This window comes from Vibrio nomapromontoriensis (assembly GCF_050337205.1).
Taxonomy (GTDB): domain Bacteria; phylum Pseudomonadota; class Gammaproteobacteria; order Enterobacterales; family Vibrionaceae; genus Vibrio; species Vibrio nomapromontoriensis.
Genome location: NZ_JAKJSS010000010.1, coordinates 123,898 through 146,357, shown reverse-complemented (window position 1 = coordinate 146,357; position 22,460 = coordinate 123,898). Strand labels below are relative to the sequence as shown.

Here is a 22,460-nt window from a genome sequence, read left to right as displayed (position 1 = left end):
TGGTGATGCCGTAATCAAGCTCAGATTGCTTCATTCTTAGTCACAACACTCTAATCGCTATGTTGTAAATTCTAAAAAGGCAACTGAGCTTTAGCACGTTCCGCTACAAATTAGCGAAACAAGGTGAGCCAAAAGGCTCAAACAAACCCAACAGGTAAATGCTCAAAGCAAACAACGAACCACTTACTTATTAAGTTTAGTGTCAATAAATATAACGTAAGCACTTGTTATATTTTTGTTAATTAAATGCTAGTTAGAGAAGTCGAGTTCTGCAAGAAGAAAAATAAAAGGCTTGATTTTGTGATGACGCTTGGCTTGATTTTCGAAAGATTTTGACAAATTCCAAAACAAAAACTCTACTCGAAAGAGAGCGATGGGTCCCCCGAAACCATGCAGGTCCATCAGCAATTTCAAGCAAAAAAAACGCTAGACTGAATGTCTAGCGCTTCTATAGTTTGTATTAGCAATAGGACCAACCGGAGTCCTTCATACTAGTTACTCACTACTAGATACTTACTACTAATTATTAAGCTTGGACTGGTCGAAGCATGAACCAATAAGGGAAGTTCTCGCTTTTCGACAACACTGTGAAACCTCGACGTTCGAACGTCTTCACTACCGTCTCACTTGATGCCACGACATAAGTTGGCTTACCTGTTTCATCGGCTTGATCTGTTACTGTTTTAATCAAAGCACCCGCTAAACCTTTACCGCCAGCTTTAGGAGAAACACCTAATCCCCATAACCAGTAACAGTCTTGAAGAGGCGGTACTGCCAACATTTGCTCGCAAACCTCTTTTGCCAACTCAATTTTTGTCGAGCCCATCATGCGTGTCACAATCGCAAGTAATTCCATCTTCTGCATAATATCGGCTTCATGTTTACCCGGAGAGCGCATGATCACACAACCTTCATTGTCTGGTGTGGTGTACACTTCGCCGCCCCCTAAACCCCATTCGCCAAGAGCCCAACGCCAATATGAATCATGAGCAAAATCGGATGCTTCATCTTGTCGTAAAGCCGCCTGCATAGCTTCATTGTTTGCATATGCATCAATAAACATCTCACTCAATGCTGGCACGGCAGAGTAGTCCGCCTTTATAATCTTCAATTCAGACATGTTATTTCCTCAAACGGATCAAAATGACTAGGTCATAAACAGACGCCAGTTATGCTTGGCATCCTTGTTACCCAAATGGGTACTTACCAAAATATTTTTTATACCCAAACCTCAATAAAACAGGACTTGAGCAACTTGTCAATAGCAATCAGTTGCAAACGTTCGCATACCTAAGCTATTGAAGTTCCTCTTCAAAAGCCGTTTTGTCAGCATAATTCAGCTTCCGTATTAGATAAAAATAAACTGTCGATATAAGCTATCTAATTGCTGTCGAATGTCGTCAATAGCACCCCTGTCTCGCTCGGCAGATACAAGTAGCAATTGTCCCTCCAATGCCGTTATACGCTGACATAATTCCGTTAAATTGTGGCAAAAGCTTGTCTCGTAAACTGGCTGTATCGGCGTAGCTTCTGAAGATATTTTCCGTTTTGATGATGCAGGAGAAATACTATGTACCTGATTGTAGGAGATTTGCCTCTGTCGCCTGCTATTTGACTCTGCAATGGCTTGCTGCATCGCTGGTGTGACTTTGTCAGCATACAAAATCGCCAGTCCATTAACATTGCGAGCTGCCCGCCCAATAATTTGAATAAGCGCTTGTTTAGAGCGTAAAAAGCCAGCGTGGTCTGCATCAAAAATAGCAATCAGAGAGGCCTCTGGAATATCTAGTCCCTCTCTTAACAGGTTAATTCCAATTAGCACATCAATGTCACCACGCCGTAATGAGTCAATAATTTCTACTCGGTCTGAGGTTTTCACATCAGAGTGAATATAGCCAACCTTAATACCTAACGTCTTGAGGTGTTGCTCAAGAGATTCGGCACTTCGTTTGGTTAACGTCGTCACCAATACCCTTTCATCGACCTGAATTCTTTTCTGTATTTCGCCAATAAGATCGTCAACTTGAGTAGCAAGCGGCCTAATATCAATGACTGGGTCTAAGAGCCCTGTTGGCCGGATAATCTGTTCAACCACATGATTACCTGAGCGCTTTAACTCATAAGCTCCCGGTGTGGCTGATACAAAAATGGTCTGAGGTTTTAGCTTTTCAAATTCGCTAAACATGATGGGGCGATTGTGTTGTGCTGATGGCAAGCGAAAGCCATAGTCAATGAGTGTCTCTTTTCGACTTTGATCGCTTTTATACATTGCGGATATTTGAGGAATCATGACATGAGATTCATCGATAAACAGCAAGCCATCTTTCGGTAAATAATCCAAAAGTGTCGTTGGGGGCAATTCAATATCACGTTTATTTAAATAACTCGCGTAGTTTTCCATTCCAGAGCAATAACCAAAATCCCGCATCATGTCTAAATCATGCATGGTCCGCTCGAACAAGCGACTTGCCTCGGTTAAACGAGACTCGGCGGTAAGCACTTGTATCCTTTTTTCAAGCTCTAGCTGAATCGATTCTCGAGCAGCCAGTAACTGACTTCGTGAAGCCGCATAGAGCGTTTTCGGTGATACTCGGTAGTGCTGTATGTCCTCTAAGGCTTTCTCTAGAATCGGATCCATCCATTGTAAACGTTCGACAGTTTGATTGCCCAAAATCACCCGAATCGCTTTATACTCAGAATCTGCAGGGAAAATATCAACCACATTACCATCAACACGAAACGTAGCCCGCTCAATCGTTTTTTGGCATTGCGTATATTGCAACGCATACAGTCTCGATACTAACTCTTCTTTATCAACCATTGCGCCTACCGTTAACGGTATTTGAATGGCCCGATAATCCGCAGGATCGCCCAACCCATAAATGGCAGACACCGACGCAACCACTATCGTATCTCTGCGTTCCACAAGCGACTTCGTTGTCGATAAACGTAGGCGTTCCAATTGTTCGTTGATAGCGGAGTCTTTGCGAATGAAGCGATCGCTTCCAGGAATGTAGACCTCTGGCTGGTAATAGTCGTAATAGGAGACAAAATACTCAACGGCATTATTGGGGAAAAAAGCCTTCATTTCACTGTAGAGTTGCGACGCCAACGTTTTGTTATGAGCCAATATCAGAGTCGGTTTTTTTAATCGATGAATAATATTCGCCATGGTAAATGTTTTACCAGACCCGGTCACACCTTGTAATGTCTGATGCGTAGCCGCATTTTGAACGCCTTGAATGAGCCTAGCTATCGCTTCTGGTTGATCGCCCGATGGGGGATATTTTGAGTGTAATATAAAAGAGTCGTAGGCCATCACGTCATCCTCAGCATCAATATATCACTTGAGTATATACCCCACAAGATAATTCACATGACGATAGCGTTTCTCATTCGTTTACTTAGTGTGCCCTCTTTTGAACTATCTGTTACATGAACTATATTTGACAGACACTCAGCAGATTGAGGTCGATTTTGAAAAAAAAATTCATAAATAATTTTCGCTACGTAAGCTGGATTGCCATTATCAGCTCATTGTGTGGGTCTGCTTTACTCAGCTTAATCGGTGCGACCAAAGCTTACGCCGCTTTCTATGTCTATTTTATAGGTACAGAAAAAACCGCCAATATGTCGCATTTAGATACCGCTGATCTTGCAATAAATTATATGGTGAAATCTTTAGATACCTTTTTGGTTGCACTGGTGCTTTTTATCTTTGCGCACGGGGTGTTCACTTTATTTATTTGGGACAGTGAAAACGATAAACTCAAGTCGTTTAATGTCTTACATTGGATAAAAACACCCAATATCGGCCATCTAAAAAACATTCTTGCAGAAGTCATCATTGTCATTCTTTTTGTCAAATTCTTAGAGCTAGTTTTGGTTGATTTTAACAATCTGAGCTGGGAAACACTTATCTTACCTATCGCTATACTGATGTTAAGTTTAGGGCTAAAATTTCTCGGCTTAGCACACGATGAAAAACAACCGACCAACGATGATAAAGAGTAAGCATTGCAATGATCAATAGAGCTTTAAAAACCGTCACTGCGGCTGACATGCCGCAATTTAGCGCTTGTATGACGGCAGCGTTTTTAAGCGATCCTGCCGCGCGTTACATTTGGCCAAGCGCAGAACTTTTCATGCGAGTATTCCCAGACTACGCCAAGCTATATCAAGGGCCATCAATTATTGATGGTACCGCATGGGCGACAAAGGATTTTTCTGGCGTTATTACATGGCTCGCCCCCGACCGTCACCCCGATGAAGATAAGATAAAACAGCTCGCATTTACCACCTGCCCCACCGGAATCTTAAGTGAAGTACAACGTTTTTTTCATGAGCTTGAACAGTTTTACCCATCAGAGCCCTGCTGGTACTTACCTTTAATCGGTGTAGACCCTGCCTACATGGGACAAGGGATTGGTCATGATTTAATGGCAGCCACATTGCCGACGATTGACGCCAGTGGGAAACCCGCCTACTTAGAGTGCTCTAGCCCTAGAAATGTTGCCTTCTATCAGCGGTTTGGCTTTCAGCCTATTGGCGAAGTCTCACTCGGAGGAAGGCCGATATCCACTCCAATGATTCGCTTAGCAAAATAGCGTAAAGTAACATCCTGTTTAATATCGATTTTAGTTCTACTTCTCTTTATTCCAGTATATGATGCGCCACCTTTAAATGTGACGCATCACCACTACCATATGCCGTTAAGCAACGCGACCAATCAAGCGCTATTTCTTCTTATTTTTGCCAACCTATTAGCCTCTTTTTCAGATGTCTCTCTTAAAGTGCTCAATGGTGAAGTTCCGACTTTCCAGTATGTTTTCATTCGGCAATTATTCAGTGTCATTCTGCTGCTTCCCTTGTGGCTAAAGCTCCCTAAAGCAGTCCGAATGCAAGGAGGATATCGCATTAATTTTTTACGTGCACAGTTCATTCTCATGGGCAGTGGCTGCGCGATGATTGCGGTCACCCACTTAACTCTCGCAACTGCAAATGCGATGTTTTATGTCGGACCAATATTGATGCTGCCATTGTCAGTGATATTGCTCAAAGAAAAGCTAAACTCTACCAAAGTGATTGCGACATTAATTGGCTTTATAGGTGTAGTCATTGTCCTACGCCCTGAACAATTTCATTGGGCTGCCATCGCAGGGCTTGGCAGTGCGCTCTCTATGGGGGTTGGAAATGTGCTGATTAAGCGACTGCCCAATGATCAGCATATTGTTGCCACGCTATTTTGGACGGGAGTAATGACTCTGCCACTCGCGCTTGCGCTCGCAATACCGCAGTGGAGTACTATTGAATGGCACCATATTGGCTGGATTATGGTCATTAATCTATTGGTTCTGGGCTATCATGCGCTGGTTGTGGTTGCCTATAGAAAGGCGCCTGCTAATCAAATCGCGCTGGCTGAATATTCTGGACTTATCTTTGTTACGGCGTTTGGGGTGATGTGGTTTGATGAAATACCCGATATCCTCACCCTTATTGGTATTGCGCTAATCGTTATACCTATTATGCCCATTCGATGGACAAAGTGGCTACCCCGCTCACAGCAAAAACAAGTTGAGACGATCTAGCCAAGTCGATACGGCTCAACGATACATGCCACTTGATGGTTACCTATTTCAACGGATCATCATCAGGTAATGCGCTATGGATCCATAGCGCTAATCGCTTTCTAATATTTTTTCCATCGCATTTATCGGCGGGAAGGGGGGTTATCTGATTCACTTCTACTAAAAACAAGTAGATGGCTTTTGCCTTCATGGACGGAGTCGTCCCTTGGTTGGTGAGTGTGTAACCTTGCATTGCAGCAATTTTAGTACCGACTTCTAACGCCTTCTTGAACAACTTGTCTTCATTTTCTAACTTCGCTGTTTTCGACATTTATTCACCATCAATCTCAATAAATCTTGATGCAATTATATGAGAAAATACCAATTAGTGTTTTTAAGCCAGTAGCAAATCCGACATTTTATCAATGGAATACGCTAGCGACACATGCGCCTCGAAAGCACCACTTTCGCCCACTATATCGCGACCCACTCCACCTCTATCAATGTCACGTCAGCCTGCTTGATTCGCCCTAAGAAACGATCACCCGCCATGATTTCACCCACACCTTTTGGGGTTCCCGTCATGACAACATCGCCATCTTCTAAATCCGTGTATGACAATAACTCGGTTAAAATCACATCCGGCTTATAGATCATTTGCTTAGTACCACCAAGCTGCATTCGCATACTATTGATAAAAAGTTCAACTTCCAATTCATTGATATCAATACCATTAAGTGGCACAAAGCGGCTGAATTTAGCTGAATGATGGAACGCTTTTGCTCGCTCCCAAGGCAGTCCTTTCGACTTTAACTGTGACTGCAATGCTCGCTTGGTTAAATCTAAACCAAAACCAACCGCATAAAAGCACTGATTTTTGACTAGAAAACAGATCTCGGCTTCATAATGAAGTGGCTCATCGATATAAGAAAAGAGTTCTGACGCAATACTTGAATTAGGTTTATTAAAAACCACCATATTCTCTGGTACTTCATTACCAAGCTCTTCAATATGTTCAACATAATTGCGCCCAACGCACAGTATCTTAGATGGGGTGTACTGCGCATTATCGACTAAAACTGTTTTCATCATCCTTCCTTAGACATATAGGCAACTCATATCAAGAACTCATCGCGGTCGTAGCGGCTGCCACGTAATGACACACACTCACCGACGACGGTAGCCGAACATGATAACGGAAGATGAATGACAACTTGATGATTTTGTCACTATTTTTGTAAAGTTGAGGTGAAGATCGAGGTTTGTTGCTAACGATAAATCAACGTCACTGTTGGGCCATCGTCTTACTATCCGCCATGAATTCTCATTGAACCTTGCAATTTACGTCGTTTTACATAACCATTTGTATATTCAATTAAGTTAGCTAAGTAGCCAATGTATGCCATCTGAACCCCTTTACATCCAAATCAAACGTTTCATCGAAAATAATATCGAAAATGGTCATTGGGCTGTGGGTCATCAGATCACAACAGAAATGGAGTTGACCAAGCAATTTTCTGTCAGTCGAATGACCGTGAATAAAGCCATTCGAGATCTGGTTGGCGAAGGCAAACTTGAGCGAAAACCACGATTAGGTACCTTTGTAAAAGCGCCTTTGACAAAAGCAGAGTCCCCTTTGCTGGATACCCGAAATATTGCTGAAGAAGTGCAGCAGCGCGGCAAAACGTATTCCAGCCAAGTTATCCAACATGCGTCGATCAATGCTGATCAAGAGATCGCTATTAAGCTGGGCATCATGCTAGACAGTCCGGTCTTTTACAGTGAAATACTGCATAAAGAAGATGAGCAACCCATCCAACTCGAATGCCGCTGGGTAAACGCCAAATATGCTCCGAATTACCACCAGCAGGACTTCACAACCGTCACCCCTAATGAATACTTGAGTGCAAACTGCCCAATGAGTGCCGTTGAGCATACCGTCGAAGCCATCACATGTGATGCCAACCTCGCTTCTTTGCTCGCGATGAGCGCACATGAACCTTGCCTACTGCTTCACCGCAGAACATGGAGTGGTGATAAATTGATCAGCAGCGCCTTGCTATATCATCCTGGTAATCGATATCAACTAAGTTCAAAAATCACTCTCTAATGAACAGTGACTAGAACCCACCGCATCTATCTGTGTTCAAAACGACATCCCTAGCGATAACGATAATTCGTCATCAACCCTTAAATCACTCGCTGTTTTTCGGTACATTAACCACTAAAGACTGAGCTGGCAATAAGCCGCTCATCGCCGAAAATGCCCATCCAATAGAAGTAAAGTCGTACAGAGCATTTCGTAAACTCCCTGCTCAATAATTCCTCAACGATCACGTTTCTTTATCGATCTTCTTGATCAATTGTATAGATTAAACTAAATATTTGTATATACAATAATGAGCGGACTGATATGAATCTAATTCTAACCAATGCCAGACTGGTTTCCATGATAGAAGGCGCTAGCGGATATACGCCGTCCGAACCTTGTTCTGTCATCATTGAGAACGGCATAATTGCCCGTCTGTCGCCAGAACGCGACACGAGCGTTGATGCTCATCTCAGCTTCCCTCGCATAGATTGCAAAGGCGCGATTGTCACGCCGGGTTTTATCGACCCGCATACCCACCTTGTTTTCGCAGGTAGCCGCGCTGAAGAGTTTGAAGCAAGGCTGCAAGGCGAATCCTACGAGTCTATTGCACAACGAGGTGGCGGTATCAACAGTACCGTACTAGCGACGCGTGCAGCCAATGTCGAATCACTCATCGCCTTAGCCTTACCTCGCCTAGATAGCCTCATCAAAAGCGGTTGTACCAGCGTAGAAATCAAGTCAGGCTATGGTCTAACATTAGAAGATGAAGCCAAAATGCTCATTGCGGCCAAGTCATTAGAGCAGCATCGACGCATACGAATTACCACAACACTACTGGCAGCTCACGCGGTACCACTAGAATATCGTAACGATCCTGATGGCTACATTGAATATGTCGTCAGTACCATTATCCCTTATGTAGCCAAGCACAAACTCGCCGATGCCGTGGACGTTTTTTGTGAATCCATAGGCTTCAACTTACAGCAAACAGAGCGCGTATTTAAAGCCGCTGTAGAGCATGGTTTGGCGATTAAAGGCCATACCGAACAACTAAGTAATTTGGGGGGAACACAACTTGCCGCGCAATATCAGGCGCTTTCCGCTGATCATATTGAGTATCTAGATGAAGCTGGCGTGTTAGCTATCGCGCAAAGCGGTACGGTCGCCACTTTGTTACCCGGCGCTTTCTACTTTTTGCGTGAAACACAATTACCACCCATTCAAGCTCTCAGATTGCATAAAGTGCCAATGGCGCTGGGTTCTGATCTCAACCCCGGCACTTCACCTTTTGCCGATCTTCGCTTAACAATGAACATGGCTTGCACCCTATTTCGTCTTACCCCTGAAGAAGCACTACGTGGCGTAACTTGTCATGCTGCACAAGCGATCGGTCAACAAGACACGTTAGGAAAAATCGCCGTTGGTTATACGGCCGACCTGGCGATTTGGGACATCGCGCACCCAAGCGAATTGAGCTATCAACTTGGCATGGGTGAGCTCAAGCATAGAGTCGTTAATGGGGTAATTGAAGATGTCCATTAAATCAACACAAACTGAACATAGCTTCCTTTGGCAGGGACGAGATGACCAAGAAGACGGAGAAAATCGCTATCGCCTCCATCATCTTATCAAGCCAGTGGCAACCTTAGCCAATCAACAGTTCGACAAACAACCTCGTGTGGCATTGCTCGGCTTTGAAACGGATGAGGGCGTTCAACGAAACAAAGGCCGCATCGGTGCCAGTCAAGGCCCTGATAGTATTCGCCAAGCGCTCTGCAATCTGGCTTGGCATGAAACATCAATACTCTATGACTTAGGAAATGTCGCCACGGCACCGATGGCGCTAGAAGCAAACCAAACCCTTACTGCTGAAATAATTTCACGGGAGTTACAACACGCCCCTCTCGTGGTGCTGGGTGGTGGGCATGAAATTGCCTGGTCTTCTTTTCTAGGTCTTGCTCAGCACTTAGAAAAACAGAGCCCAACACCACGTATAGGCATCATCAACTTTGATGCGCATTTTGATTTGCGTGAATATCGAACTCACCAAAGTGATGGTAGTACTGCCAAGGCTTCAAGCGCAAAAGACCAAACGTTACAACCTAGCTCGGGGACACCCTTTTCTCAAATTGCTGATTATTGTCACTCCCATCACCTGCCATTTAATTACATGTGTATTGGCGTCAGCAAAGCCAGCAATACCAAGGCGCTATTTGAACGAGCCGAGCTACTCAATGTACAGACCTTGCTTGATGAAGAGATGCTGTATGACGTCACACCATCTCACCTTCAAGCGCTAGAGCGCTTCATAGATAACGTCGATCACCTCTATTTAACCATTGATCTTGACGTATTCAGTGCCGCTCATGCACCGGGGGTCAGTGCACCCGCCGCATTAGGTCTATCTCCAGAGATTTTTTACCCTTATTTCAAAACCATATTAAAGCATAAAGACAAACTTCGTCTCGCGGATATTGCCGAGTACAACCCAGACTTAGATATCGATGGTCGCACTGCCAAGCTGGCGGCTCGCCTCGTTTGGCAAATTATGACAGCGCTATCCCAGACGAAATAGTGCTCTATAAAAGATAAGACGAAAACAAACGTATTAATAACGATAAAACAGTTAACCCAATAACTCTAAACGCAGCCCAATAAAAAGACCGACGTCGTGACTTCCATGAAGGGACGGCGATAAAGGTCTTCTGGCTAGCCATCAAAAGGAAAGGAACCATGACACAGCCTTGTAACCCTCGCTTAGACACAGAGCGCACAATTCAAGCGCCACGCGGCACGACCCTAAATACCAAATCTTGGTTAACCGAAGCACCATTGCGTATGTTGATGAATAATCTCGATGCTGAGGTGGCAGAGCACCCACACGCCCTTGTTGTTTATGGTGGTATTGGACGTGCAGCAAGAGACTGGGACTGTTATGACAAAATCGTTGAAGTGCTGAAGCGCCTTGAAGAAGACCAAACGCTTCTCGTGCAATCCGGTAAGCCTGTCGGCGTGTTCCCAACTCATAAAGACGCCCCTCGCGTACTCATTGCCAATTCAAACCTTGTGCCCCATTGGGCAACGTGGGAGCACTTTAATGAGCTCGATAAAGAAGGGTTAATGATGTATGGCCAGATGACTGCTGGCTCATGGATCTATATTGGCTCTCAAGGCATTGTACAAGGAACCTACGAAACCTTTGTTGCTATGGCGAAACAGCACTTTTCTGGTGATCCAAGTAATAAGTGGATACTAACCGGCGGATTGGGCGGCATGGGAGGAGCACAACCTCTTGCAGCCACCATGGCCGGCTTCTCTATGATCGCTGTAGAGTGTGATGAATCACGCATTGATTACCGACTAAATACCGGCTACGTCGATACCAAAGCGCATTCTCTTAGCGAAGCCCTATCGATTATCGAGCAAAGTGATACACCAATTTCTGTTGGGTTACTGGGCAACGCTGCGGATGTTTACGCTGAAATGGTGGCGAAAAATATCACCCCTGATGTGGTCACTGACCAAACGTCTGCTCACGACCCATTAAACGGTTACTTGCCCCAAGGCTGGAGCATGGAGCACGCAAAACTCCAAAGAGAACAGCACCCAGAGGAAGTTGTGAAAGCGGCAAAAGCCTCAATGGCGGTGCAAGTTCGTGCCATTTTAGAGATGCAAAATAGAGGTGCTGTCGCCACCGATTATGGCAACAACATCCGCCAAATGGCGCTGGAAGAAGGCGTGAAGAATGCCTTTGATTTCCCAGGCTTCGTCCCAGCCTATATTCGACCGCTATTTTGTGAAGGCATCGGCCCCTTCCGTTGGGCTGCCCTGTCTGGCGACCCAGAAGACATCTATAAAACAGACCAAAAAGTGAAAGAGCTTATCTCCGACAACCCTCACCTTCACAATTGGCTAGACATGGCGAGAGAACGTATTCAGTTCCAAGGTTTGCCTGCCAGAATTTGCTGGGTTGGTTTGAAGGATCGTGAGCGTCTCGGGCAAGCATTCAACGAAATGGTGAAAACGGGTGAATTATCTGCACCAGTCGTCATTGGTAGAGATCACCTCGATTCAGGCTCTGTTGCCAGCCCTAACCGAGAAACGGAAGGCATGATAGATGGCTCTGATGCGGTTTCTGACTGGCCGTTGCTGAACGCCCTACTCAACACCGCCGGCGGCGCTACCTGGGTATCGCTTCATCACGGCGGCGGCGTCGGAATGGGATTCTCACAGCACAGTGGCATGGTAATTTGCTGCGATGGCAGTGAGGATGCTTCTCGCAGAATCGGTCGCGTTCTTCATAATGACCCCGCCACTGGCGTAATGCGTCATGCCGATGCCGGTTATGACATTGCCAAAGCATGCGCAACAGAGCAAGGGCTTGATTTGCCAATGCTCGACACTCGCTCTCAGCACAACAATGGTTAAGGAGCCTATCATGTTAAAACTCGTTCTAGAACCAGGTCAGTTATCGCTGAAACAATTGCGTCAAATCAGCCGTTCACCGGTTAACTTATCCCTTCATCCCGATGCGTTTGAAGGTATCGAAGCCAGTACTCGCGTTGTCGAGCAAGTTATTGCTGAAGACCGCACCGTTTATGGCATCAATACTGGCTTTGGCTTGCTTGCCAATACACGCATCGAACCGGAAGATCTCGAAGTACTACAAAAAAGCATCGTACTGTCTCACGCGGCGGGCATCGGTAAACTCATGAGCGACGAAACCGTACGCTTAATGATGGTACTAAAAATCAATAGCTTAGCCCGTGGCTACTCCGGTATTCGATTACACGTTATTCAAGCATTAATCGAGCTCGTGAATTCTCAGGTTTACCCTTGTGTACCGCAAAAAGGTTCAGTGGGCGCATCTGGAGATCTCGCACCACTGGCTCATATGAGTACCATTTTATTGGGTGAAGGCGAAGCAAGGCATAACGGGAAAATCATCAGTGGTCTTGAAGCGCTACAAATTGCCGGGCTGACACCAATCACCCTTGCACCGAAAGAAGGGCTCGCGTTACTTAATGGTACACAAGCTTCTACCGCCTTTGCGCTAGAAGGATTGTTTGTTGCTGAAGATCTCTTTGCTTCTGCAACGTTATGTGGCGCCATGTCCGTTGAAGCCGCACTGGGTAGCCGACGACCATTTGATCCTCGCATTCACCGTGTACGAGGACACCGAGCGCAAATGGACGCCGCCCTTGCCTATCGCCACCTGTTAGATACCACAAGTGAAATTGGCGAATCACACCAGTGTTGTGAAAAAGTACAAGACCCTTATTCACTGCGTTGCCAACCACAAGTCATGGGCGCGTGCTTGCAGCAAATACGCAATTCCGCTGACACTCTGCAAGTAGAAGCGAATGCAGTTTCTGACAATCCACTGGTTTTTGCTGAGGACGGCGACATTATTTCTGGCGGTAACTTCCATGCTGAACCCGTTGCTATGGCCGCTGACAACCTAGCCTTAGCCATTGCAGAAATTGGCAGTTTGTCAGAGCGTAGAATGGCCCTGCTGATTGATAGTGCACTAAGTAAACTGCCACCATTTTTAGTCGACAATGGCGGAGTAAACTCTGGATTCATGATCGCGCAAGTCACCTCAGCGGCGCTGGCAAGTGAGAACAAAACCCTCGCCCACCCAGCATCAATAGACAGCTTACCAACCTCGGCAAACCAAGAGGATCATGTGTCGATGGCTACCTTTGCTGCTCGACGGTTACGCTATATGGCAGAAAACACCCGTGGCATCCTTGCGGTTGAATACTTGGCTTCCGCTCAAGGGTTGGACTTCAGAGCGCCATTAACGTCATCACCGCGAATTGAACAAGGCAAGCAACAACTCAGAGAGTCCGTCGCGTTCTACGATAAAGATCGCTACTTTGCTCCGGATATTGCCAAGGCAAACGACATTATTAAGCTGGCGCTGCATCACCAGCTAATGCCGGAGAATATCTTACCGAGCGTTTAAGTTTTTCCTTCAAGAAAACACACAACCTTCAACCAACCGCTCATGGATAGTTTTTCATGAGCGGTTTATTTTCTTTTTAACAAAAAAAAATATCATCAGACACTAACACGCCAAATTCACAACAAATTGTCCTAAACGTGACGACGCTATAGGGTAGTAATTTTAATTAATTGTATGATACGTCGACATAAATTTCATGTAACGAAGAGACTTTATACGAGTATGGCATCTGAAATACAGCTTATTATTTTTGATTGTGACGGTACGTTAGTGGATAGTGAGCGTCTTTGTAATCTTGCCTTAGAGCGTCAACTGGCTGAAGTTGGGGTTCGCTATAGCGCAGAGCAGCTCATCGCCAACTACCGTGGCGTTAAATTCACTGAAATCCTATCCAGTATTCAATCTGAATGCCAACTGACGCTTCCCGACTCGTTTGAGACAGAATATCGCCTTAAGGTTCGTGATCTCTTCGATCAGCAATTAACCGCTAATGAAGGCGTTGCCGAAGTATTAAAGTCTCTCACAATCCCAGTTTGCATCGGCTCATCGGCACCTCGTGCCAAGATAGAGCATGCACTAAACGTCACCGGACTCGAAAAATACTTCGACAACGCAATATTTAGCGCCCATGAAGTGGGTTCTTGGAAACCAGAACCCGGATTATTTTTGCACGCGGCAAACACCATGGGGGTTGCCCCCGAGCATTGTTGTGTTGTAGAAGATAGTTTGGTGGGCTTACAAGCAACACATCGTGCAGGAATGACCAGTGTTTACTACGCCCCGCACTTAGAAGAGATTGACGTGTTTGGTTCTACTCATATCCAGCATATGTCCCAGTTGCTCAATGTTATTCGGTAATCTATTCCATCAAACGAGTAAGCAGTGAACCTATGCAAGCCCATCGATGGTAAGTTTTATTCCTGAGAGTAACAAAAATAGATAGCACAATCGGTATATCCATTGCTGGCTAACACGATGTAATAACCACACCCCTAACTTTACGCCAACCGGCGCAAGGGGCATCAAAATAAGCGCCGTGATTACGTTAACCCTGTCAAACTCACCAAGGACGGAATAAGGAACCAGTTTGACTAGGTTAACTAACCCAAATAACACCGCCATCGTCGCGACCAAGACCACTTTATCCAGTTTCAGTGGCAACATATAAATACTGGCAGGTCCGCCGCCCGCATGAATTGCGGTACTAGAAAAGCCACTCAATAAACTCCAGAACCACGCGCTCACTTTTCCCGCTGGTTTTTGCTTATTCTCGTCCACCAGCCAATATTGCCCACAGAATAGCAATGATAGGATGCCGATCAGCAACTTAAGGCCAGATTCCGGAGTGACACTCAAAAACAATCCAGCCAACATGACACCAAGAATCGCCCCTGGAAGCATCCGCTGAATTACTGAATAATCGGCATTTCGGTAATGATGTTTCACCGCAAACACATCCATCACACATAAAATCGGTAACAGAATCGCGGCAGCTTGTGTCGGTGCAATAGTCATCGCCATCAAGGGAACCGCGATAATACCCAATGCACCGCCTAACCCGCCTTTACCAATGCCATAAATTATCACGGCGGGAATCGCCGTGATATAAAACCATGGGTCAGTAACGAATAACACGAACCACTCCTTTACCAGCGATTACCTTTGCCTTTTTGATAAAGAGAAACGTCACTAGCCAAATCCTTTTTCAAGCAGATAATCACGGCTTTGTTTAATGTCGTTTAACGTCCCTGCAGAGTGTTTAGGATCTCGTTCTTGCTCAATAGTGATCCAGTCTGAATAACCGATCTGACTAAGCGCCGAATACACAGCAGCATAGTCGATTACCCCTTCGCCAATGGGACACATCACCCCTTGTGCGCAAGCTTGCCAAAAACCGACTTTATTTTGAATAATCTGGGCAAACACTGCCTGATTAATATCTTTGAAATGAACGTATTCCAAACGAGAAGCGTATTCAATTAAGCTTTGAGCCGGGTCCATACCAGCATAATGCAAATGCCCCGTATCCAAGCAAAGTCCTACCTCATGATGAGTAAGATCAGCCAGCATCCGGTCAATTTCATCACGGTATTCAATATAGCTACCAGCATGAGGATGAACAACAGGTCGAATACCATAGTGGGCGGCAATGATCGCAATTTCGCGAATGGTCTGCATCATTGTGCCCCAATGTTGGTCATCAAGCCTCGGCGCTTCATCACTTAACCCGGCGCACGCGCTGCGACGATCATTGACACAATCAATCACCACAACTTTTTTGCTGCCAATACGTTTTAGCATCGAGCATAAGTCATGAGCTCTAACCAATATACTTTCTTTATCTTCAATAGATGAAAGTGGCTCAAAAATGGTCCCCGCACAAATTGTTAAGCCACTTTCTAACATCGCGGTACTGACACCGTCACCTTCAAGAGGCATATAACCGTAGGGTCCTAACTCTAACCCTTGATACCCCGCTGATTTGCCTTCCGTTACGACGGTGGTCCAGAGCGGGTTGTTCACATTTGTTGCCGCTTCGACTCCCCAACAGCAGGGTGCACACGCGATAAAGTTATTCATGACTATCCTCCTTGTGATTGGTTGATACTACTATTTAATCAGCGCGTTATAATGGCGCTCACACCCTATCAATATACTCCAACTCCCTCTTCCTTAGTTTTGCATTTATGCAAACCGCGTTTCTGCCAATGGCTATAACACCTCTCTCACTGCGTCTTTTAGAATGGATTCATCACTCGCATTTAGTCGCTACTTTCGGCGTACATTGATTACAGGATATAACCATGGAACCTATCTATATTGTCGCAGCAAAACGAACGCCAATAGGCAGCTTTAACGGAGCCCTATCTCCGGTTTCTGCCCCGACATTGGGCGCAACTGCAATTAAAGGTGCCCTAAACCAATGTCATATTAACCCCACCCTGATTGACGAAGTGATCGTCGGAAATGTCCTTAGCGCAGGAATTGGCATGGGGCCCGGTCGTCAAGCGGCCATGCAAGCAGGTATTCCCGAAACGGTTCCGGCCTATACCCTCAATATGATTTGTGGCAGTGGAATGAAAACTGTCATGGATGCGGCCAGTCATATTAAAGCGGGGGATGCTGAAATTGTTGTGGCGTGTGGTATGGAAAGTATGTCACAAGCGCCATTTATACAGACTCATCAAGTCCGAGGCGGCGTTCGTATGGGCAGTATTTCTCTAGAAGATAGCATTATTACTGACGGCTTAACCGATGCCTTTAATCAATATCATATGGGCATGACTGCAGAAAACATCGCAGAGTCGCTATCTATCTCGCGTGAAGAGCAAGATGCGTTCGCATTAAGTAGCCAGCTGAAAGCCGCAAACGCATTGGAAACTCATGGTTTCAGAACCGAAATCGAACCAATAGAGGTCTCGGTACGTCGTCAGCAATATACCGTTGAAATGGATGAGTATCCAAAGGCGAACACCACATCAGACAGCCTAGCTCGCTTGCGTCCTGCGTTTAAAAAAGAGGGAACCGTGACTGCAGGCAACGCGTCTGGCATTAACGACGGCGCCGCTGCCATCATTCTGGCTTCAAAATCAGCCGTGGAACGATATCAGTTACAGCCAATAGCGGAAGTGGTTAGTTACGCTCAGGCAGGGTTGTCTCCCGACATGATGGGATTAGGACCGGTTCCGGCTATTGCTAATGCACTGGAAAAAACCACGTTATCACTGCAAGACATTGAAGTTTTTGAGCTCAATGAAGCCTTCGCCGCTCAAGCACTTGGTGTGGCTAAGCAATTAGCTGAACAGCACAATGTTGACCAAAACTGGCTCTTAGAACGCACCAACCATAATGGCGGAGCAATTGCTTTAGGTCACCCACTCGGTGCCTCCGGTATTCGGATTATTGTCAGCCTCGTTTATGAACTAGAACGTCAAAACAAAGATTATGGACTCGCATCCCTGTGTATTGGTGGAGGAATGGGGACAGCTGTCATCCTTAAGCGATGTGCGGCTTAGCCAAACGAAAACGTAAAGTAAAACTTAAAAAACAGAATCTAGAGTAGCCAAAAATAGTACTAACAACGTCTAGCACTAAGCCTCTTTATAAAGGCAAATGATGTATAAGGGTAAAGGATGAGAAAGAAAATCACAGGCAGCGATATTGCAGAAAAGCTACATGACGGCATGACTATCATGATTGGTGGTTTTATGGCGAATGGCGCACCAGAGGGTCTTATCGACTTGCTACTTGAGCACAATATTAAAGACATCACTCTTATCTCCACCGATACGGGTACGCAAACATCAGGGTCGGGTCGCTTAATTGCTGCCAAGCGTATTAAAAAACTCTTTGCCTCTCATATAGGGACAAACCCGGAAACAGGCAACCAAATGAACGCGGGCACATTAGACGTTGAACTCGTTCCTCAAGGGACGTTAGCGGAGCGTATTCGAGCTGGAGGCGCAGGATTAGGCGGAATCCTCACTCCTACTGGTTTGGGCACTATGGTTGCAGAAGGAAAGCAAGTCCTCAACATAGACGGCCAAGATTACTTGTTAGAAAAACCACTGCGTGCAGATCTCGCCTTTATTCGTGGTTCGCGTGTGGATGTAAAAGGCAACGTTTTCTACAACAAGACGACGCAAAATTTCAACCCGTTAATGGCAACCGCCGCTGATCTCGTTATTGTCGAAGCCGAATCTTTGGTGCCTCTTGGCGATATAGCACCGGAAAGTGTCCACACTCCAGGGCTTTATGTCGATTATGTTTATCACACGGAGGCAAAATAATGACAAATTTCCTCAAGACTCTGTCACTTTATCGTGATACTCCTATCGGCCAAAAAATTACCGATAAAGCCGCCATTCGCCGAAACATAGCCTGGCGTGTTGCACAAGAGTTGCACGATGGCGATGTGGTTAACCTAGGGATTGGTTTACCCTCGCTTGTCGCCAACGAAATTAGTAGCGATATTGAACTACTTCTTCAATCTGAGAATGGCTTATTGGGCATTGATGCTATTGCTAATGAACATAATCGCGACGCCGATTTAGTCAATGCCGGAGGTCAACCCATCACCGCGAGTATCGGTGCCAGTTATTTCGATAGTGCAGACTCTTTTACCATTATTCGTGGCGGGCATGTGGACGTCACCGTTTTGGGTGCGTTGCAGGTCGATGAGCAAGGGAACCTCGCTAACTGGATCATACCGGGAAAAATGGTCCCCGGTATGGGCGGCGCTATGGATTTAGTCGTCGGTGCAAAGAAAGTGATTGTGGCAATGGAGCACACCGCCAAAGGGAAGCATAAGCTACTACAAACCTGCTCCTTACCATTAACCGCACTCAACCAAGTCGATATGGTCGTCACGGAAATGGGCGTTATTGTTATCCACGATTCACAAATGATATTAACCGAAATAGCCCCCGGCTACACCCCAGAGGAAGTTCAGCAAGCTACAGAAGCCCCATTAGTGATCCCCAAACCACTAACCATTATGCCACAACCCATGCTGTAAATTATTACGCGACAAACTGTTATGACGCTCCACGTCAGTATTGCCCATACATCCTGTGTGACACAGCGAGATGTGTGGGCTTTTTTGTTTGAGTCTACTTAACTGGCACGCCTCTGCTATTTCCCTATTTTAAATCAGGGAAATACTTTGCGACATCGACCACATCAATCTGCTCCGGTTTCAGGTATTTCTGTGCATAGACGAGATAAGCATTACTGCTTAATAGCAGCTTGAATGTTTCTATATCGATATGCTCGTCCAGTGCCATTTTATACATGATATCAATCGCCACACTGATCGGCTTGGCGGTCTTATACGGGCGATCACTTGCTGTTAGGGCCTCGAATATATCGGAAACCACGAGTATTCGCTCTGGTATCGACAACTCTTCACCTTTTAGTTTTCTGGGATACCCTGTCCCCTTCATCGTTTCATGGTGGGTTGAGGCATAACGTGGTACGCGGCTAAGCTCTTGAGGGAAAGGGATACTCTCCAATATTTTAATGGTGCCTATCATATGCTCATTAATCTTGAATCGGTCTTCAGCGGTTAAGGTGCCACGTGTTATGGTTAAATTATACACTTCACCAAGGTTGTATAGATGCTCGGGGACTGTCATGTCTATCTGATGTTTAGGGTCAAACGAGATAGGCTGCTCACGTTTAATAATATGTTCTGGCTTATCAGACAGAAGCCTCTCTTCAAATGGAAGTGATGTACTCTCTCCCCTGTTGCTCGCCTCTGCCGGCGACAAACCCATCGTGTCATCAAAATGGCGAACCCAAACCGCTGACGCAATGTCCTTAATTCGCGCCACTTTTTCCTCGCTCATGAACTCGCCGCCGACGTTGGCATTAGCAACAAACTCGAAATCTTGCTTAAGTTTCTCGTGTGCTTGATACAACTCAGACTCAATTTGCTTTGTACTGTGTTCACCGTTTAGTCGCTGTTGTAACGATGCAATTTCCGCATCACGCCAGAGTACTTCGAAACGGGTACGAATCTCATGAATACGATTGTAGTTAGCTTCAAGCTTGCTGCCTTTATCGACAATATGTTCGGGAGTCGTTATTTTTCCGCAGTCATGCAGCCATGCCGCAATTCTAAACTCGCGCTTTTCATCATCGTTGTTAAACCTGAACTGAGCAAATTGTTCAAGTTGAGATTTCTCTGCCGCGTCCGCCAACATCATGCCTAATTCAGGTACGCGGTGGCAATGTCCTCCGGTGTATGGTGACTTATCATCAATAGCTTGCGCGATTAGCTTAATGAAAGATTCGACAAACTCTTCTTGCGTCTTTTCATGTTGCTTTAGCTCTTTGGCCATCTCTTTAATGGCAACCGATAAGTCCCACACTTCTTTTATCGGTGTTCTAACCACTGCCACCTCTTCATAACGCCTATCTTGTATCTTCTCAGCTTCAACAATCAACTGCTTGATAGGTCGTACAATGGGAGCCCCAAACACCCATGCGAGCGGTAGCGTTAAACACATTAACAACAAGGTAATAAATATTGAGGTAATCACTCGAGATCGAACGGTCTCAAAGATCTCTCGCTCAGGAATGACGACCGCAAAGTATTCAGAATAGTGCTTGCCCGTTTCGATCTCTTTTAGATAAACATGCTTCTCTTCTCCATTTAACGTCATCGCGATAATGTCATCGCTCAGCGTTGCAGACTGAACCATGTCATAAAGCTCGGTATACGGCACTGTATTGTCGCTTTTGTCACCCTGACTGTGGAACCATTTACCCGCAAGCGCTGAACGCTGCGCTGGAGTGATATTATTTATCGCTAGGTTGACTATAGGAACAAGATCAGCAAGTTCACGGCTTAATACTATGTGAAAATCCATCGAGTACATTTCACCCAAGTCGATCAGATTTGAGTTAACTTTTAGGTCTGAATAAAACAGTCTATCCAAACCAAATGAAAGTACCGGCTTTGAATCAAGCACTGCAAAACACGCACCGGTTTCGACCGAATCAAACGCTGCATTCAGAGTTTCAAATTCTACTAGCTCAACACCGGGAAAGTCTTTTCTTAACGTGGGAATTATCGACCAACCGGCGATAATAGCGACCTTCTTTCCTTCTAATTGCGCATAATTAGAGATAATTTCGGTATCCATTTTGGTCACAACTGAAAAAGGCAATTCGTAGATTGGCTGTGTGTATACACCTTTTGCGTAATCAACCACGCTTCCCTGCTGTTTCTGTGCTGATTGCAACGCATCTAAGTCACCTTGCACAAATTTATTAGCTAGCTCTTTCCAAGAGAACCCATTCACAAAATCAAATTCAAGGCCGGTGGTTTGTGAAATAAGTGCTATAACATCAACAGCATAACCATTGGGCTTACCCGCAACCGAATAATCCAAAGGCCCCCAATCATTTTGATTGGAGATCAAAACTGGACTCGCATTGGCGACAATCTCTTTTTGTCTATCAGTCAAGATAAGCTTAGGGCTTTCTGGAAACAGATCTTGCTCTGAGGGTGGTTTATTCGAAGCGATAATATTGCCTGATTTGGAGTAAACAAACGCTTCAACTTCGCTGTCTTCTCTTAACCCCAATGAAGAGGCAGAGATTTGGTCAGCTAACGAAGATAAAATGATATCAATACCAATTACCTTTTGGCTGTTATTACCGTTTTTTGAGTGGAATGCCAAAGAGTAAGTTTGTCCGGTAACCTGCAGATGATGAAATAAATATGGATCCGTTTTACTCACCGCATCGTACTTGGCTTCGATGTACCATGGTCGAGTGGTAGGATAATAGTTACTGCTCACGAGCGTTTCCGCTCTCAAATTGAAGGCCTCATCAAAATAAGCCGTTTTTCTCGTTCGTTTGCTGTCTATATCTCGCACTGTAATGACAACCCAACGATCACTTGCTTTTGCACCAAGCCTTTTCCTAACATCAGGCGAAGACTCTAGATTAATTATTTGGTAAAAGTCATCATTTTCTGAACCAACATAAATGCTGTAAAACAAGTCGTTATCTTTTACCGCCTCAGACAAAATCGCCCTCACCTCTTGTTCAGATAAATGATGACTGATTGAGCGACTAATTTTTGAGAGAAGTTGTATGGTATTGGTTGCGTCAGCGTCTACTTTGCCGATCACTTCATTCAATTGCTGAGAGACAATTGTAAGGTTAGACAACGTCTGTTCCGTCGCCATTTTTTTACTAAAATAATATTGCAAAGAAACCGCTACTATCGCGGTCAGGATTGTCGCAACGACAAACATTCCTACCACCGTGACCCGGAATGAAACCTTGGTATTATTCATTATTACTCTATCCT

General features: G+C 45.3%; 19 protein-coding genes. 12 read left to right on the top strand and 7 right to left on the bottom strand.

Annotation, left to right across the window (positions count from 1 at the left end; all coding sequences use genetic code 11):
• Positions 1–526 precede the first annotated feature (526 nt).
• Both L4D05_RS13680 and uvrB read right to left on the bottom strand, forming a co-directional pair.
• Positions 527–1,120, bottom strand: a complete 594-nt coding sequence (locus L4D05_RS13680; protein ID WP_428752165.1) for a GNAT family N-acetyltransferase — start codon at positions 1,118–1,120, stop codon at positions 527–529.
• A 228-nt stretch (positions 1,121–1,348) separates the two neighbouring features.
• Entirely contained in the window at positions 1,349–3,319 is a 1,971-nt protein-coding gene (gene uvrB, locus L4D05_RS13675) for an excinuclease ABC subunit UvrB (protein WP_428794355.1), read from the bottom strand.
• Between the two features lie 158 nt (positions 3,320–3,477).
• Between uvrB and L4D05_RS13670 the strand changes: the two genes are divergently transcribed.
• The 3 genes from L4D05_RS13670 (at position 3,478) to L4D05_RS13660 (ending at position 5,588) form a co-directional block, all read left to right on the top strand.
• The gene (locus tag L4D05_RS13670; protein ID WP_428794354.1) at positions 3,478–4,014 is read left to right on the top strand and encodes a YqhA family protein; all 537 of its coding nucleotides are present in this window, start codon (positions 3,478–3,480) and stop codon (positions 4,012–4,014) included.
• Positions 4,015–4,022: 8 nt separating this feature from the next.
• Complete coding sequence (locus tag L4D05_RS13665; RefSeq protein ID WP_265677473.1) at positions 4,023–4,607, top strand: GNAT family N-acetyltransferase; 585 nt, start codon at positions 4,023–4,025, stop codon at positions 4,605–4,607.
• 99 nt (positions 4,608–4,706) lie between these two features.
• The gene (locus tag L4D05_RS13660; protein WP_428794353.1) at positions 4,707–5,588 is read left to right on the top strand and encodes a DMT family transporter; all 882 of its coding nucleotides are present in this window, start codon (positions 4,707–4,709) and stop codon (positions 5,586–5,588) included.
• Positions 5,589–5,631: 43 nt separating this feature from the next.
• Here the strand turns inward: L4D05_RS13660 and L4D05_RS13655 are convergent, their stop codons facing one another.
• Positions 5,632–5,898 (bottom strand): DUF5062 family protein, encoded by a 267-nt coding sequence (locus L4D05_RS13655; protein ID WP_265677470.1) that lies wholly within the window; start codon positions 5,896–5,898, stop codon positions 5,632–5,634.
• 143 nt (positions 5,899–6,041) lie between these two features.
• On the bottom strand, positions 6,042–6,656 hold the full coding sequence (locus L4D05_RS13650) for a fumarylacetoacetate hydrolase family protein (RefSeq protein ID WP_428794464.1): 615 nt from the start codon (positions 6,654–6,656) through the stop codon (positions 6,042–6,044).
• A 310-nt stretch (positions 6,657–6,966) separates the two neighbouring features.
• On the opposite strand from L4D05_RS13650, the gene hutC reads away from it, so the two are divergent.
• The 6 genes from hutC to L4D05_RS13620 all read left to right on the top strand — a co-directional run bounded on the left by hutC (position 6,967) and on the right by L4D05_RS13620 (position 14,488).
• Entirely contained in the window at positions 6,967–7,677 is a 711-nt protein-coding gene (gene hutC / locus L4D05_RS13645; protein WP_428794352.1) for a histidine utilization transcriptional repressor HutC, read from the top strand.
• A gap of 303 nt (positions 7,678–7,980) precedes the next feature.
• Positions 7,981–9,201, top strand: coding sequence for an imidazolonepropionase (gene hutI / locus L4D05_RS13640; protein ID WP_428794351.1), 1,221 nt, complete (start codon positions 7,981–7,983; stop codon positions 9,199–9,201).
• Entirely contained in the window at positions 9,191–10,234 is a 1,044-nt protein-coding gene (gene hutG, locus L4D05_RS13635; RefSeq protein ID WP_428794350.1) for a formimidoylglutamase, read from the top strand. The genes hutI and hutG overlap by 11 nt, the downstream gene beginning before the upstream one ends.
• A 158-nt stretch (positions 10,235–10,392) precedes the next feature.
• The gene (gene hutU, locus L4D05_RS13630) at positions 10,393–12,087 is read left to right on the top strand and encodes a urocanate hydratase (RefSeq protein ID WP_428794349.1); all 1,695 of its coding nucleotides are present in this window, start codon (positions 10,393–10,395) and stop codon (positions 12,085–12,087) included.
• Between the two features lie 10 nt (positions 12,088–12,097).
• A complete protein-coding gene (gene hutH / locus L4D05_RS13625) occupies positions 12,098–13,630 on the top strand; it encodes a histidine ammonia-lyase (RefSeq protein ID WP_428794348.1) in 1,533 nt (510 codons plus the stop codon).
• 222 nt (positions 13,631–13,852) lie between these two features.
• The gene (locus L4D05_RS13620; protein ID WP_265677459.1) at positions 13,853–14,488 is read left to right on the top strand and encodes an HAD-IA family hydrolase; all 636 of its coding nucleotides are present in this window, start codon (positions 13,853–13,855) and stop codon (positions 14,486–14,488) included.
• A gap of 30 nt (positions 14,489–14,518) precedes the next feature.
• Here the strand turns inward: L4D05_RS13620 and L4D05_RS13615 are convergent, their stop codons facing one another.
• Together L4D05_RS13615 and L4D05_RS13610 are read right to left on the bottom strand one after the other, a co-directional pair.
• Positions 14,519–15,265 carry a sulfite exporter TauE/SafE family protein gene (locus L4D05_RS13615; RefSeq protein ID WP_265677457.1) on the bottom strand — a complete coding sequence of 249 codons (747 nt, stop codon included), beginning with the start codon at positions 15,263–15,265 and terminating at the stop codon, positions 14,519–14,521.
• 54 nt (positions 15,266–15,319) lie between these two features.
• Complete coding sequence (locus tag L4D05_RS13610) at positions 15,320–16,210, bottom strand: TIM barrel protein (protein ID WP_428794347.1); 891 nt, start codon at positions 16,208–16,210, stop codon at positions 15,320–15,322.
• Between the two features lie 224 nt (positions 16,211–16,434).
• Here L4D05_RS13610 and L4D05_RS13605 point away from each other — a divergent pair, with 224 nt between their 5' ends.
• From L4D05_RS13605 to L4D05_RS13595, 3 genes are all read left to right on the top strand, one after another.
• Positions 16,435–17,646 (top strand): acetyl-CoA C-acetyltransferase, encoded by a 1,212-nt coding sequence (locus L4D05_RS13605; protein ID WP_428794346.1) that lies wholly within the window; start codon positions 16,435–16,437, stop codon positions 17,644–17,646.
• A 117-nt stretch (positions 17,647–17,763) separates the two neighbouring features.
• Positions 17,764–18,420, top strand: coding sequence for a CoA transferase subunit A (locus tag L4D05_RS13600; RefSeq protein ID WP_265677454.1), 657 nt, complete (start codon positions 17,764–17,766; stop codon positions 18,418–18,420).
• Positions 18,420–19,148, top strand: a complete 729-nt coding sequence (locus L4D05_RS13595; protein WP_428794345.1) for a 3-oxoacid CoA-transferase subunit B — start codon at positions 18,420–18,422, stop codon at positions 19,146–19,148. Before L4D05_RS13600 ends, L4D05_RS13595 begins: the two co-directional genes overlap by 1 nt.
• A 124-nt stretch (positions 19,149–19,272) precedes the next feature.
• Here the strand turns inward: L4D05_RS13595 and L4D05_RS13590 are convergent, their stop codons facing one another.
• Complete coding sequence (locus L4D05_RS13590; protein WP_428794344.1) at positions 19,273–22,446, bottom strand: HD domain-containing phosphohydrolase; 3,174 nt, start codon at positions 22,444–22,446, stop codon at positions 19,273–19,275.
• Positions 22,447–22,460 lie beyond the last annotated feature (14 nt).